Origin of the sequence: Streptomyces sp. NBC_00212 (assembly GCF_045206365.1) — a bacterium.
Taxonomy (GTDB): domain Bacteria; phylum Actinomycetota; class Actinomycetes; order Streptomycetales; family Streptomycetaceae; genus Streptomyces.
On record NZ_CP108115.1, the window covers coordinates 4,394,713 to 4,407,744 of the forward strand.

Below are 13,032 nucleotides of genomic sequence, written 5' to 3' on the forward strand. Positions count from 1 at the left end.
TCCCAAGACGCGACACGCAGGACGTCAGCCGCAGTTCGCGCTGATGTGGTTGGACTCGTGGAACTCATAACTGCCGTCTGCGTGCTGCGAGTTGATGTACGTGCGGAAGTCGTGGACGCCAGTACCCGCGCAGTTGTAGGTGATGGTCTGGGAATGCCGCCCATTGAAGTTCACGGTGGCCATGTCCTCCCAGCCGTACCAGCGCGAGCGCTGGATCACGAGCGTCGCCCCGCCGCTGCACGGCGAGACGATGGAGCCGGAGCCGGAGATGGTGTTGCCGTCCTGAAAGGTGCGGCCGATCGAGGTGCACGTGAGGTCGGCCCCGGCATGCCGGCCCGGGGCGGCGCCAGTCGTGAGCAGGACACTGACGGCCAGCGCCGACAGTGCAACGGCCAGCCGCAGGACACGGCGCTTACGGTTCCCCGGCCGCCCCGAGCCGCACTGCTCAGCGTGAGGGCTGCTGATGTCGTCGGTCATGTCAGTGGCCGTTTCCTTTCATCCCACTGGGCCTGCGGCTACGAACAGATCCAGGCGCCATAACGATGTGTAGTGAATATAGGACAGACGGTATCGACGCCACCCCGGCGCACAGGGGGGCACCGGGAGGATTCGTGCCACGCTGCGCGCCGAACGAGCGACGCCCGCCCTCCACTCCTGCGCCGCGCGCGGGCAGCCCTTACACCTTCCGCGGCGATGCCTCCGGAAGGCCGGCGCCGCCACACCGTCGACAACAGCTGGGCCCGGCACGCAGTCGCCCGATCCACTGACGGCAGAGACCAGGCGATCACCCTTACGTCAGTGGCCGACTAGCACGCTCAGAGTGGCCAACTCTGACGTTCGGTCGTACCCGTACGTGGATATCTGCGGTCACGGGGTGCTGCGCGGCCGGCGGGTGCACGCGGCGACGTCGGCCAGGGCCGCGGCGTGGATCACGTAGTCGCAGCGGGGCATGATCCAGTTGACCAGAGCCGTGTCTTTGATGTCTCCCGGGATCACGTCCGGGTCGGTGGCGTCGACGTCGAACAGATCCCGGTAGATGTGTGGCGGGTAGGCGTCCAGCGTGCACAGGGCGATGGGCGTGCCGCCCAACTGCCGTAAGCGCAGGGTGATGCGGCTGCCGATCAGTCCGGCGCAGCCGGTCACCAGCACAGTCGAGCCGGCCGGCGAGTGGAGTAGGTCGTCGTGGTGCATAGTGCCTCCTCGGAAAAGGGATGGTGGGGCTACCCCCGGGAGACGGGAGCCAGCGCCTCCCGGGGGTATCTGGAGGGGCTGGTTCAGCCCTCGGCCCCTTCGGCGAGCTTGGTCTGGCCGACGAAGATGATCGCGGCGACCTGGAGCGCGTTGCACAGCGCGCCCGGCCACTCCACCGGCACCGTTCAGTAGCTGAAGCCGTACTCCGCCGGCTCGTCGTCACCGACCCGGGGCACACCGATGTAGGACCCGAGGCCGAGGTACTTGGCGTGCGGCCCGAGGTCGGCAGGGGGCTCGCTCGGTCGCACCAGGGCGTAGTAGTGGCGGCCCTGTGGATCGTGAATCAACGGGCCCCGCAGGGCCTCCTTCATCACTGCCGAGACCACCTCGTGGTGGGCGCTCTCGGCCACCGCCTGGACGAGGTCCTGGGAGAGTCGTACCGCGGAGAACCGGCGTCCGAGCGCCAGCAGAGCGATGTGCCCCTGCTGCCACTCCACGTAGGCCTGCTCGGGGATATTCAGAGTCCCGGCAAGCCAGGTCGAGATCTCCCTTTCGTCGTCGGCTACGACATGCACGCCGGCTCCTTGCCCACGTGGCGTGAGGGGTGAGCGGTACTCGCCGGTCATCCCGCCACCTCCGTCTCGCCGACCGAGGCAGCTGCGGCAAACACAGTTTCCGAGCTGTGGCCAGGGAGTACCAGGAGCGCGGCCTCCACTACCCGACCCGAGGTATCCGTCGAAACCCGCTCGATGGCCAGGACGGCGGTGCCCGTGCCGATCCGGAGTGTCCAGGCCTCCTCGGAGTCGGGAACGCGTGCTGTCACACGGGAGACGGTGTTGGCCACATGGACCCCGGCCTCGGCGAGCCGGTCCCGAATATCGTCACCCAACGGAGAGTGGCCTTCTCCCGGCACCCCGAGATCCGCGACATCACACGGCACGTAGACACGCGCGAGGCTGCAGGGGAAAGCGTCGTAGGAACCGAGGTAGACGTACTCGGTCAGCGGGGTCGCCGGAGGTACCCGGAGGTGAGCCGCGAGTTCGGTCTCTGCGGGAAGACGGTCACCGGCGGAGAGGATTCCGGTGGTGATCTGGCGCCGGATGGCGTCGGCGATGTGCGAGTAGCGGTTCGTCGCCATAGGGGATCACCAATTCCTGACGGTCCGGGTCTCGGACAGTCGAGTCTGGGAGGGCATGGTCAAGGTCTCTTCGGTGGCGAAGCACAACTGCTCGGCCACTCCGGTGAGTTCGGCGAGGTTGATCGCCTTGAAGGCCGTGACGCCGGTCGTGATTGCCGCGTAGCGCTTTGTCCCGCTCGCCGGCGCGGGATGGAGTCGCGACGACATCAGCTGACCCCCACGGAGAAGTCGCGTGGGCAGATCAAGAGGACCCTTGGGCGCCGGGATGACCGCCGACGCAGGCGCCCTTCCGCGGCCAGGACGTACGGGCGGACTATGGCGTTCTCCTCGGCACGGATGAACTCCGCGTGCCTCAGCGCGACTAGGCGCGGCGGCTCCGGGAGGACGGCCCGGACCGGCGGATAAACGATCGGTGCTGCGGGGTGGCGCCGCTGTCTGGCCCATGTGGCAATGCGGCGGATACGCTCGAACACGCTTCAGCTCCCTCATGGCTGATGGCCATGCCCTCAGGTGATCCAGTTCGTCGTACCGGACGATCTAGGTCGTTGCGGGGGCGTTCTTCTGTACGAACGCCCTTGCGGTACGGCCTTCCTCGCTGCTGTCGAGACCCCACCGGTCAGCGGTCGCCAGCAAGGTGAGGAGCTCCAGCCACCGGTCCGTGGAGACCGTGTCCGGCACCTGCACCTCCATGGCGATGTGGTCCTGGAGGCGCGGACTGAATCCAGCGGTGGAAAGGCGCGCCGCAAGGCTGTGTCGCTGACGTGCTCGGACAGCGCATTGCGGATCAGGAATGGTCACCGGGCGATCAGTTGCCGCCGCGTTCGCAACTCGCGAAGGTGCGGGGTGAGCGAGGCCGTGATTCGGCGTGCGCAAGAGGCGCTCATCGCGAAAGGCGTCCTGGAGGGCCGATCCGGAGCCGGCACCTATGTCGCTCACCCGCGAAATCGGCTGCTGATGGTCCGGGGGCAGGAGCGGGAGCAGCAGGAATCGCCGTTCCGCGCGGACGTGGCCGCGCTCGGCCTCAAGGGCACGTGGGGGGCCCGAAGCGACGCGATGGTCCCGGCGCCTGCGGACATCGTCGCTCGCCTCGGCGTCCCCGAGGGGGACTACTGCGTACGGACCGCGTACGAGTACCTCGTGGACGGCAAGCCTTCGCATCTGTCGACGAGTTGGGAGCCGTACAGCCTGACCGGCGGCACGCTCGTCGTCATGCCGGACGGTGGCCCGCTCGCGGGGAAGGGTGTTGTGCGCCGGATGGCCGAGATCGGCGTCACGGTCAGTCGGGCCAGGGAGCGGACTGAGCCCGGACACGCAAACGCCGAGGAGGCTGTCCTCCTCGGCGTTCAGCGCGGTGCGCTGGTCACTCGTATCGAGCGCACGTATTACAGCGACGAAGGCCGTGCGGTCGAGACTGCGGACATCGTGGTGCCCGCTGCCGGGTGCGCGATCGAGTACGAGGTCCCGATCAGCCCGCGCTGATCGGGTAGCGCCACTGGAAGTGGTCCAGCGCGCGCGCCCGTGCTTCCACAATGGCCATGCGCGCGTCCCGCTCCGTGGCGTCGGTGTGTGCGGCCTGGCCGGTGGCCTGCCCCTCCCACTTGCGGTAGAGGAGCCCCACCTCCGACGAGAACCAACCCCGCGCCACGGCGTTCAGCGCGAGGAGAAGGCCCGTGTCCTCCGAGGCCGGGAGCGCCATCCAGCCGCCGAGCGCAACAAGCAGATCGCGACGGATGAAGAGCGTTGCCGGGTGCACCTGAGCCCGGTAGTCGTGCGCCGCCCAGTAGTCGACCACGGCCTTGCGCTCGATCGGGCCGTGGTCGGGGTCGCCGGGGAAGCCGACCGTCGAACCGTCGGGGAGCAGATCGAGTACTCGGGAGGTCGCCCACCCAAGGGACGGGTCGCCTTCGAGCGCCGCGAGGTCACGGGCGAGCGCGCCCGGGGGAAGCTGGTCGTCGGCGTCCAGGACCTTCACATACTCGCCGTCGGCGCGGGCGAGAGCGATGGTGCGAGCGACTCCGGGGCCGCCACGACGCCCTTGCCGGAACGAGACCCGCTCGTCGTTGGGGACGTGAGGGGCAACCTCGTCGCCCATGCCGTCCTCCTGGATGAGCCAGTGCCACTCCCACCCTTCGGGGAGCTCCTGCTCACATAGCGACTTGTAGGCGTCGGCCAGGAAGTGCGCCGACGGGGCGTGAACAGCCGTGACGATGATGATGCGCCGGCTCACGGCTCACCACCTTTCCAAGTGAGTCGTGAACAGCATTTCCGTGCGGTCGCCGGGAAGCGTGACGTCGGATACGTCCGCAACGCGGCCCTCGGTGTCGTACGAGGTCTTTCTGAGGATCAGCACCGATGTGCCGGGCGGGAGGTCGAGCTCCTCTGCCTCCTCCGCCGTCGGCGGTCGAGCGGTCACGCGCTCCTCCACGCGATCGATCTCGATGCCCACGGTGTAGAGCTGGTTCCAGGTGCCGCCCGGCCAGGGCTCCTTGGTCTCGTCCAGGAGGTCCGGGTTGCTCTCGACCCGCTCGCGGATCAGATACGAGGTGACCAAGCTGAACGGCGCGCGCTCGGCGTTGTACCGCGTGCGATACGTGCGCTCAACCAGAACGGTGTCCTCGGGCACTCCCATTGCCTCGGCGAGATCCTTGGGCGCCTTGATCTCGCGGTACGAGGCATGAAACACAAGGTCGTTGACTGCGAGGCCGGTGTCCTTCTCTGTGGCGCCGGTCTGGACCCGTTGCTCCTCGGGCTTGCGCGCACGGTCCTTCTCCCACTGATGCCGACTGTTCGTGCGCTGCACCAGTGTGCGCGGGCGACGGACGAAAGAACCGCGGCCGTGCTGTTTGTCGATCAGCCCTTCGGTCTGCAACACGCGCAGAGCCTCTCGGATCGTCACGTGGCTCTTGCCGAAGCGCTCAACTAGCGCCGACTCGGCGGGCAAGCGGTCGCCAGGGTTCAGCTGACCTGCGCGAATCTCCGCGCGGAGCTCGTCCGCGATCCGCTCGTATGCCTTTGCCATGGGTGCTCACCGATCCGTTGTCCGACGCGACTCAGCATATGACTCCTAAAGAGGTCTTGACGAGTGGAGGTGATGGTGGGCCTGGAGCCGGCCTTCGTGCGGGACGAGACCATTCGCGTGGAACAGCAGCTCGTCGAACTCGACTCGGGTGAGTTCCTCCTGTGTCCGCCCAAGGACGACAGCTATCGCACGCTGGACTCCCCCAAGTTCCTGACTTCCCTTGTGCGTGACCACGTCGTTCGTACGAGTCCGACGCCTTGCCCGTGCCATGGCAAGGCATTCGTCTACAGGGGTTTCGGCACCAAACGTCGATGGGGCCGGGGCGGAGGGCCCACGCTGAAGGACGTGGCCAAGCTCGCCGCCGTCAGCACGGGCACGGTGTCGAACGTCCTGAACCACCCGGAGGTGGTCACCGCGGAGACGCATCTACGGGTGATCGAGGGCATCGCCGAACTCGGCTATATAAGGGGGAAGACGCCGGAGGAGACCGCGGCCCACTGGCGCCGCTCGGCCTTCGGGTCGCGCATCTTCTATCCGGCCGCACACGGGAAGTACCGGGACACGGAGGAACGGCCCGGTGACCCGGTGCCCATCCAGGCGGACCCCTGGATGCCGGGCACGCTGGTGCAGGGAAGGGGATCCGCAGCACGGGCTACTTGCTGTTGGCTCCCCATCGCCGCGGGGCTCGTGGACCACGGCCTCAGGCACTCGCACCGGATGCGCATGGAGGAGATGGGGACGCCCAAGGTCCTCTTGGATGAGCGCATGGGCCACATCGACGGCTCGGTCTCCGCCCGCTACTGCCATGTCTCGGACGAGATGCGGATGCGGCTCGTGGAGGGGCTGACGCGCAACTGGGAGGCGTCGCTCGATGCCCGGCTGGCGCTGAGTCCACGGTCGTCTGTGGCCGTCCTGGACGCGCTGCTCGTGGCACGTGCAGCACAGCTTTTCTCCCCAACTTCTCCCAAACGATCAGTGCCAGATGGGAGAACTGGCCTCTGAACAGGCCTTATGCCTGCCAGAAGTGAGGCAAGGCCATTCCTGATAAGGATGAGGCCACAGGTTCAAATCCTGTTAGCCCCACAGTGCCGAAGACCCCCGAGGCGAAAGCCCGGGGGTCTTCGGCGTTCGCGGGGGCGGAGTGCGGTTGCTCAGGGGCCGGTCGTGGTCCCGGCTTCGGGCGCCTTGCGGACCGTACGGCAGTGGTGTGCGCCGGGACCGGGCGGGCCGGGTGGTGCACGGCGAGGGCGCGGGGCGCGCGGGCCCGGACAGCGGGGAATCCGAATCCGTGCAGCCCATGGCCCCGGGGACACCGAAGAGCCCGGCAACTCGGGGGAGTTGCCGGGCTCGCAGCTCGGGCAGAGCGGGGTGGGATCAGCGGGAAGGGCCCTCGGCCCCGGCCGAGTCGTCGGGGGCTTGCGCGGCGGTGTCGCCACCGGGTGCCGACGGGCTGTCGGGGGCTTCCACCCCGGTGTCGCCGCCAGGCGCCGACGGGTCGTCGGACGGGTCGTCGGCCGAGTCGCGGTCGTCGGCGCGGTGGCGCGAGGAGGGCGAGGCGCCGTGGGCCTCGGCGCGGATGCGCTGCTTCATGGTGGGCGGCAGGGCGGATGCGGCGGGCACGGCCCAATGCACGGCCGGTGCAACGGGGATGTCCGGTTCGCTGCGGTTGTACGTCGCGCTGTGCTGGGGTACGGAAGCCGCGGGGGCGGCGGCGGCCTGGCCGGCCAGGCCGAGGGAGGCGAGGAGGGCGACGAGCGCCCCGATGAGTGCGGTCCACCAGGTCGTGAGCTTGCTGGTTGCCATGACGTCCTCGCTTCTTCCGTAAGCAGTGTGTGCTGATGGCTTGCCCGAATTGCGTTGTATCCGATGATGTGCGGGAGGCATGCGGGAGGCGAGGAGCGACGCACCGTATCGCCGGATCTTCCGATGAACTACACACGGATGGAGCATCACCGATTGATATCGATCGGTGTGTATAGTCGGGCGACAGAGGTCCCTTACGTCAAGGAAAGACGAGGTCGCGCGGTGAAGAAGCTTCTCCTGGTCGCACTGGCCGCCATCGGCGGGCTCCTCGTGTACCGCCAGATCCAGGCGGATCGCGCCGAGCAGGATCTGTGGACGGAGGCGACCGACTCCGTGCCCGCAGGTTCGGGTGTGTGAGACCGAAAGACCCGGTTGCGAAGCCCCGGCCACTGAGGTGGCCGGGGCTTCGTGCTGTCCCGGGGGACGTCCCGGGCGCTGTTGAGTTCACGTGAGCAAATAGTTGACTTGCGAGGGCAAAGGTGGGGCGGGGCGACGTGAGGACGAGGCACAGCAGGTCCCGGCGGACGGCACGGCGGATCGGGGCGGCGATCGCCGCGCTCGGCGTGCTCCTGGCGGCGCCGGGGCCCGGGCACGCGGCCGGGCAGCCGCCTCCGTACCGGTTTCCCGACGGCGTGCAGGACGTGTCGGGGGGTGCCAAGAACACCGACGGGCCGGTCCTGAAGGCCGACACCGCCTATAGGTCGGTCATCAAGCCCGGTGGCAAGCTCTATTTCCGGCTGATTCTGGACGGCGAGAACGACGCCTACGCGTCGGCGGTCGCCCTGCCGGGGCCCGCGGGCGCGAAGCTCGCCTACGGCGACTCCATCAAGGTGTCGCTCCAGGACGCGGACGGCGAGGACTGCGATTCCCAGCGCCGTTCGATCGGCTCGGCGCAATACCCGCACCCCATCGCCGCGTACGCCTACCGCGCCCTGCGCAAGAGCCTGTCGACCTGTCAGGAGCCGGGCACCTACTACATGGTGGTCGAGCGGGAGAGCGATGCGACCTCCACGCCCTCGGACTGGGGGCTCGACCTGAGCTACACGACCGAGCCCACCCGCAGCGGGGCCGGGCCGAGCACGGCGCCCTCCGGCTGGTCCTCCGCGTCACCGGCTCCGCAGGACGCAACCCCGCGCCGAGCCCATGGCGGCACCGGCTTTCACGATGCGACCGCCCTGTCGCAGGGGCAGTGGAAGGACGCCATCCGGCCGGGCGAGACGCTCTTCTACCGGGTCCCGCTCGACTGGGGCCGGCAACTCTTCGCCAGCGGAGGTTTGGGCAGCGTGTCGGCCGCCAAGGACGGCTACATCGGCACCGCCCTCTCCCTCCAGCTCTACAACCCCGCGCGGGGCTTCGTCTCCGGGGCGTCGGCGCCGTACGACGGAAAGCAGAAGGAGGCCGCGCTCGACCCCCTCGCGCCGGTCGCGTACGAGAACCGCTACTCGACCACCGACGAGACCTCGGCGATGAGGGTCAGCGGCTCCTACTACCTGGCCGTCTCCCTCAGTCCCGAGGTGGGGCAGACCTTCGGGAACGCGCCGTACGACCTGACGCTGCGGCTGACCGTACGGGGCGGGGCGACGGCCGGTCCGGCCTATGCGGGCCGCGCGCCCGACTTCGGGGCGGGCGGTTCCTCTGCCGGCGACAGCTCGATGAAACTTGTCGCCGCCCTCGGAATCGGCACGGGCACGGTGCTCGTGGCCGGGCTCGGGGTGTGGACGCTGGTCGCCCGCAGGCGCGCGGCCGCCCCGGGGCCGCAGGGCTTCGGACCGCCCAGCGCCTGGTAGCCCGGACCCTCAGATCCGCGTCAGCGCCCAGAAGCCGACCGCGAAACACGCCAGCGCCACCAGGAGCACCGGCACCACGGCCTTGGCGGGCGGCCCCGGCCGAGGCCGTGGTGCGGAGGGCACGAAAGAGGTTCCCCGGACGGGAACTTGGGGTGGCACGGCCGCATTGGGGTACGGCGCCGTGTACGGGGTCGTCGCGGGCGTCGGCGGCGTCTGCTCGTACTGCGGAGGGATGTGTGCGGGGGCCGCCGTGGGAGGAGTGGGGGGCTGCTGCGGGGGCGGGGGGATGGCGTCGGGGACGGGGAGCGAAGGCATCTGGCCGGATGGCGAGGGCCCGGACGTGAACTGCCGCGACTGCCCGGTCTGTTGGGGCCGGCCTTGCTCCATGCGCCCGTGCATGTCCGGCTGTTGTCCGTCCTGCTGCCGTACGCCCTCCCTCCTTAAGGAGGCGGACGTTTCCGGGGACGGGGACGGGGCCGGGTTTTCGGGGCCCTGCTCGGCGAAGCCGGGGGGCAGGGGGCCGATCTGGTCGAAGACTTCGACGGGCTCCTCGTCCGGGTCCTGCTCGGGCAGCAGCTCCACCGCCGAGGCCAGCGCCTTGCGCGCCCCCGTGGCCGTGCGGAACCGGTTCTGCGGGTTCGGCTGGAGCAGCCCCGCGAGGACCTGCCAGAGGGGCTCGGGGATGCCCTGAGGGGCGCCGGGAGTGCCGTGGGCGGCGAAGTACTCGACGAGAGCCCGCGCGTCCGGCTTGCTGCCCTCCAGGAGGTAGAGCGCGACCAGACCGACGGCGAACAGGTCGGCCGGGAAGTCGGGTTCGGCGCCCATCATCTGCTCGGGCGCGAAGTAACCCGGCGTCCCCACCACGTAGTTGGTCTCCGTGAGGCGGGGCTCGTCCTTGCGCATCGAGATGCCGAAGTCGGACAGCCGCAGATGCGGGCGGCCGCTTCCGGTGGCCTCCAGGAGGATGTTGGCCGGTTTGATGTCGCGGTGCACGACGCCCTCCGCGTGGACCGCGGCGAGGCCGGCCAGGAGCTGGTCGAGCAGGGTGCACACGAACCGGGGCGGCAACGGCCCGTAGTCGCCGATCAGATGGGCCAGCGAGCCGCCGCCGACCAGGTCCATGGTGAACAGGACCTGGTCGTCGTCGGCGGCCCAGCTGGCCGGTGCGAGCACGTGCGGGTGGTCGATCCTGAGGGCCTGCTCGCGGACGAACCGCAGCAGGGTGTGGGCATCGCTCTGCTGGAGCACCTTCGCCGCCACATAGCGGCGCCGGCGCCGGTCCCAGGCGCGCCAGACAGCTCCGGCCCCGCCCCGCCCGACCGGGTCGACCAGCTCGTACCGACCGGCGAAGACCTCGCCCACCCGATGCCCCCAGGATCGATCGGACCGTTGTCAGCTCTGGTGTGACTCGTAGTGCGAGACCGCCTCGGCGGTGCGACCCGCGCCGTACACCCGGAGGAACTCTGCCAGCTCGGGGTGGGCGGGGGCGAGGGTCTCGGCGGCGTCGATGATGTCGCCCGCGGCCGCCACGGAACGCAGCAGCGACTGGATCTCGCGCACCACACGACGTACCGTCGGGGCGCCCGAACTGGACGTCGTCTGGCCGGTGTTGGTCAGCACCGAGCCTCCCTGGGACTTCTTGATCTCTTCCATCCGGTCGGTGGCCTCCACGGCGCTCACACTGCCGTCGGCGACCTGCCCCGCCAGGTCCTGGAGCGCCTGGACGCGCTGCACAACGGCCGGATTGCCGATCTTGGCGCGCTGCCCGCTCATCAGCTGCGACAGCATGGGCGCCGAGAGCCCCAGAACAGCGGCGAGCCGGGCCTGATTGAGCCCGAGGTCGTCTATCAGCCGTCGGAAGAGCGCCCCCAGCGGCTCCCCGTACCAGCTCCGCTGAAGCTCCCTGGCTCTGGCGGTCGCTTCCTGCTGTGCTGTGTCCATTGCGCGTCTCCCCATCGCTTCCCCATTGAGGCCGCTTCACGGGTGCGAACCTCGACGAGCATCTTACGGAGAGTGGTCGTTCACCGGGAGTCCCAATCCTTTTGCGAGATCCCCGGTTCCACCCGGTACTCTGGTCCCGCACCACCTCATCCGGGGCCTTAGCTCAGTTGGTAGAGCGCTGCCTTTGCAAGGCAGATGTCAGGAGTTCGAATCTCCTAGGCTCCACATCACCAGAGGTCCCCTGACCGGCGGAAACGCGAGTCAGGGGACCTTTTTCGTGCCCGGGACGATCTTGGTTGTCGGGAGGGGACGCAGCCTGGCGATGTCGTGAAGGCGGACGTCGAACCTCCACGTGGCGTAGGTGAGTTGAGGATGGGAAGCGAGCGGGCCTCGGCCGGCCGGGTGGTCTGGGGCGTCGGCGGCGGCGCCTGGTGCCTGGTGCGGGCCGGAAAGCAGCGGGCCTGACGGCAGCGCGGCCAAGACGGACGCCCGGCGGCCTCAACAGGCCGCCGGGCGTCCGCCGCGTTTCGTGCCGATCGGTTCCGATCGGTTCCAGTCGGTGTCGCTCAGTTCTGATCAGTGCCGTTCGTCGCGCTCCGCTGCCTCTTCCGCGGCCTGTTTGGCCTGGACCTCGGGGTCGAGGGCGTCGGTCGCGCTGCCGTCCACGGAGGTGAGCGGGGGGCGGTCGGCGACCTCGGTCGGCTCCGGGGGCTCGACCAGCCAGTCCGGGTTGGCCTGCTTGTCCCACCACCGCCACGCGGCGAACGCGCCGCCCGCCAGGATGCCGAGGATCGCGAGGCCCTTGCAGGCGCGGGCCGCCGTGGCCCGGCGCCGGTGCTTGCGCGCGAGCTTCTCGATCTCCTGCGTCGTCACCTGCCCGCGCAGCGCCGCCAGGGCCGCCGCCGACCGCGCCATGGCCTCCTCGCGCAGCGGCTGGGCGGCGGCGACCGCCTGTTCCACGCGCGGGGCGGCGTAGTCGGCGGCCTGCCGGGCGGCCCGGCGCGAGCGCTCCGCGGCCTGGTGGGCCACCTCGTCCACCCTCGCCGGAACGCGCGGCGCGAGGTGGACGTCGTATTGCTGCCGGGCCTGGGTGCGGGCCTGGGCCGCGGCCTTCGACACCTTCGGCGCGACGCGGACGCGCGCTTCCTGGGCGTAGTGCTGGGCATACTGTGCGGCCTGCTGCCTGGCCGAGTCGGCGTAGGGCGCCACCACTTCCGCGGCGTGCAGCACGCTCTCCTTCGCCGTTCCGGTCGCGGCGCGCACGCTCTCCATGCGGGTCACGTGATCCTCCTCCTTGGTGGCGGTTCGGTATGTCGCCTTTCCACCCATCTCGAAATCATGCCTGTCCTGCGGGTACCCGGCATGTGCTCAAAGGCATCCGGGTGGGCATCGAGTGTTCGAAGCACCTGGGGGCGCGGTGCGGGGCGCAATACTGGAGGGAGCTTGCCGTCGACAATGCCACGGTTGCGGGCAGTACGGGACCGTTCAGCGGGTATCTGTCGGTAACCGGGCGCTTTCCCGTTCGCCGGTGCGGTCCGTGCGAGGATCGTGGGACGTCAGCGCAGACCTCTAAGGAAGGCAGATCGTGGCCGAGCAGCTTTACGCCACCCTGAAGACCAACCAGGGCGACATCGAGATTCGGCTCCTGCCGAACCACGCACCCAAGACGGTCAAGAACTTCGTGGAACTCGCCAAGGGCGAGCGCGAGTGGACGAACCCGGCGACCGGCCAGAAGTCCACGGACCCGCTGTACGACGGCACCGTCTTCCACCGCGTGATCAGCGGCTTCATGATCCAGGGCGGCGACCCGCTGGGCAACGGCACCGGCGGCCCGGGCTACGAGTTCGCCGACGAGTTCCACCCGGACCTCGGCTTCGACAAGCCGTACCTCCTTGCCATGGCCAACGCCGGCCCGGCCACCAACGGCTCGCAGTTCTTCATCACCGTGTCGCCCACCGCGTGGCTGACGCGCAAGCACACCATCTTCGGCGAGGTCTCGAACGACGCGGGCCGCAAGGTGGTGGACGCCATCGCCGCCGCCAAGACCAACCCGCGCACCGACCGCCCGGTCGACGACGTGGTCATCCAGTCGGTCGTCGTGGAGACCCGCGAAGGCTGATCTCCGGCTCCGCAGGGAACCTTTCCGCCCCGCC

General features: G+C 69.4%; 16 protein-coding genes, 1 tRNA gene and 1 pseudogene. 6 read left to right on the forward strand and 12 right to left on the reverse strand.

The genetic code is table 11. The features are described from left to right. Positions 1-24 precede the first annotated feature (24 nt). The 6 genes from OHA17_RS20165 to OHA17_RS20190 all read right to left on the reverse strand — a co-directional run bounded on the left by OHA17_RS20165 (position 25) and on the right by OHA17_RS20190 (position 3,019). The gene (locus OHA17_RS20165; protein ID WP_406507743.1) at positions 25-477 is read right to left on the reverse strand and encodes a hypothetical protein; all 453 of its coding nucleotides are present in this window, start codon (positions 475-477) and stop codon (positions 25-27) included. Positions 478-867: 390 nt separating this feature from the next. Continuing rightward, positions 868-1,191 (reverse strand): NAD-dependent epimerase/dehydratase family protein, encoded by a 324-nt coding sequence (locus OHA17_RS20170; RefSeq protein ID WP_406507744.1) that lies wholly within the window; start codon positions 1,189-1,191, stop codon positions 868-870. A 185-nt stretch (positions 1,192-1,376) separates the two neighbouring features. Then, on the reverse strand, positions 1,377-1,766 hold the full coding sequence (locus OHA17_RS20175; RefSeq protein ID WP_406507745.1) for a hypothetical protein: 390 nt from the start codon (positions 1,764-1,766) through the stop codon (positions 1,377-1,379). Between the two features lie 47 nt (positions 1,767-1,813). Continuing rightward, positions 1,814-2,329 (reverse strand): UTRA domain-containing protein, encoded by a 516-nt coding sequence (locus tag OHA17_RS20180; RefSeq protein ID WP_406507746.1) that lies wholly within the window; start codon positions 2,327-2,329, stop codon positions 1,814-1,816. A gap of 6 nt (positions 2,330-2,335) precedes the next feature. Further along, entirely contained in the window at positions 2,336-2,536 is a 201-nt protein-coding gene (locus OHA17_RS20185; protein WP_406507747.1) for a hypothetical protein, read from the reverse strand. Between the two features lie 330 nt (positions 2,537-2,866). Beyond that, complete coding sequence (locus OHA17_RS20190) at positions 2,867-3,019, reverse strand: hypothetical protein (protein ID WP_406507748.1); 153 nt, start codon at positions 3,017-3,019, stop codon at positions 2,867-2,869. A gap of 29 nt (positions 3,020-3,048) precedes the next feature. Here OHA17_RS20190 and OHA17_RS20195 point away from each other — a divergent pair. Then, positions 3,049-3,808: pseudogene (locus OHA17_RS20195) on the forward strand (GntR family transcriptional regulator). Here the strand turns inward: OHA17_RS20195 and OHA17_RS20200 are convergent. Further along, a complete protein-coding gene (locus OHA17_RS20200; protein ID WP_406507749.1) occupies positions 3,795-4,556 on the reverse strand; it encodes a glycosyltransferase family 2 protein in 762 nt (253 codons plus the stop codon). The pseudogene OHA17_RS20195 and the gene OHA17_RS20200 sit on opposite strands and share 14 nt — an antisense overlap. Positions 4,557-4,559: 3 nt before the next feature. After that, positions 4,560-5,348 (reverse strand): GntR family transcriptional regulator, encoded by a 789-nt coding sequence (locus OHA17_RS20205; protein ID WP_406507750.1) that lies wholly within the window; start codon positions 5,346-5,348, stop codon positions 4,560-4,562. Between the two features lie 96 nt (positions 5,349-5,444). Between OHA17_RS20205 and OHA17_RS20210 the strand changes: the two genes are divergently transcribed. Next, positions 5,445-6,350 (forward strand): LacI family DNA-binding transcriptional regulator, encoded by a 906-nt coding sequence (locus OHA17_RS20210; RefSeq protein ID WP_406507751.1) that lies wholly within the window; start codon positions 5,445-5,447, stop codon positions 6,348-6,350. A 372-nt stretch (positions 6,351-6,722) separates the two neighbouring features. Here the strand turns inward: OHA17_RS20210 and OHA17_RS20215 are convergent, their stop codons facing one another. Next, entirely contained in the window at positions 6,723-7,151 is a 429-nt protein-coding gene (locus OHA17_RS20215; RefSeq protein ID WP_406507752.1) for a DUF6344 domain-containing protein, read from the reverse strand. Between the two features lie 222 nt (positions 7,152-7,373). On the opposite strand from OHA17_RS20215, the gene OHA17_RS20220 reads away from it, so the two are divergent. Both OHA17_RS20220 and OHA17_RS20225 read left to right on the forward strand, forming a co-directional pair. Then, the gene (locus OHA17_RS20220) at positions 7,374-7,508 is read left to right on the forward strand and encodes a DLW-39 family protein (protein ID WP_003958712.1); all 135 of its coding nucleotides are present in this window, start codon (positions 7,374-7,376) and stop codon (positions 7,506-7,508) included. A 137-nt stretch (positions 7,509-7,645) separates the two neighbouring features. Continuing rightward, the gene (locus tag OHA17_RS20225) at positions 7,646-8,938 is read left to right on the forward strand and encodes a hypothetical protein (RefSeq protein WP_406507753.1); all 1,293 of its coding nucleotides are present in this window, start codon (positions 7,646-7,648) and stop codon (positions 8,936-8,938) included. 9 nt (positions 8,939-8,947) lie between these two features. Here OHA17_RS20225 and OHA17_RS20230 read toward each other — a convergent pair whose 3' ends face one another. Further along, complete coding sequence (locus OHA17_RS20230) at positions 8,948-10,300, reverse strand: serine/threonine-protein kinase (protein WP_406507754.1); 1,353 nt, start codon at positions 10,298-10,300, stop codon at positions 8,948-8,950. 30 nt (positions 10,301-10,330) lie between these two features. Further along, a complete protein-coding gene (locus OHA17_RS20235) occupies positions 10,331-10,879 on the reverse strand; it encodes a transcriptional regulator (RefSeq protein WP_053724731.1) in 549 nt (182 codons plus the stop codon). Between the two features lie 152 nt (positions 10,880-11,031). Here OHA17_RS20235 and OHA17_RS20240 point away from each other — a divergent pair. After that, positions 11,032-11,104: transfer RNA gene (locus OHA17_RS20240), tRNA-Ala, on the forward strand. Between the two features lie 351 nt (positions 11,105-11,455). Here OHA17_RS20240 and OHA17_RS20245 read toward each other — a convergent pair. Beyond that, the gene (locus tag OHA17_RS20245) at positions 11,456-12,160 is read right to left on the reverse strand and encodes a DUF5324 family protein (protein ID WP_398874422.1); all 705 of its coding nucleotides are present in this window, start codon (positions 12,158-12,160) and stop codon (positions 11,456-11,458) included. Between the two features lie 304 nt (positions 12,161-12,464). Here OHA17_RS20245 and OHA17_RS20250 point away from each other — a divergent pair, with 304 nt between their 5' ends. Beyond that, positions 12,465-12,998, forward strand: coding sequence for a peptidylprolyl isomerase (locus OHA17_RS20250; RefSeq protein WP_406507755.1), 534 nt, complete (start codon positions 12,465-12,467; stop codon positions 12,996-12,998). Positions 12,999-13,032: the final 34 nt, after the last annotated feature.

What these genes read in the sequence shown, in the direction of transcription:
- OHA17_RS20170 (WP_406507744.1), bottom strand. Translation starts at nt 1,191, where the DNA reads ATGCACCACGACGACCTACTCCACTCGCCGGCCGGCTCGACTGTGCTG.
- OHA17_RS20190 (WP_406507748.1), bottom strand. Translation starts at nt 3,019, where the DNA reads ATGGAGGTGCAGGTGCCGGACACGGTCTCCACGGACCGGTGGCTGGAG.
- OHA17_RS20205 (WP_406507750.1), bottom strand. Translation starts at nt 5,348, where the DNA reads ATGGCAAAGGCATACGAGCGGATCGCGGACGAGCTCCGCGCGGAGATT.
- OHA17_RS20185 (WP_406507747.1), bottom strand. Translation starts at nt 2,536, where the DNA reads ATGTCGTCGCGACTCCATCCCGCGCCGGCGAGCGGGACAAAGCGCTAC.
- OHA17_RS20180 (WP_406507746.1), bottom strand. Translation starts at nt 2,329, where the DNA reads ATGGCGACGAACCGCTACTCGCACATCGCCGACGCCATCCGGCGCCAG.
- OHA17_RS20165 (WP_406507743.1), bottom strand. Translation starts at nt 477, where the DNA reads ATGACCGACGACATCAGCAGCCCTCACGCTGAGCAGTGCGGCTCGGGG.
- OHA17_RS20235 (WP_053724731.1), bottom strand. Translation starts at nt 10,879, where the DNA reads ATGGACACAGCACAGCAGGAAGCGACCGCCAGAGCCAGGGAGCTTCAG.
- OHA17_RS20215 (WP_406507752.1), bottom strand. Translation starts at nt 7,151, where the DNA reads ATGGCAACCAGCAAGCTCACGACCTGGTGGACCGCACTCATCGGGGCG.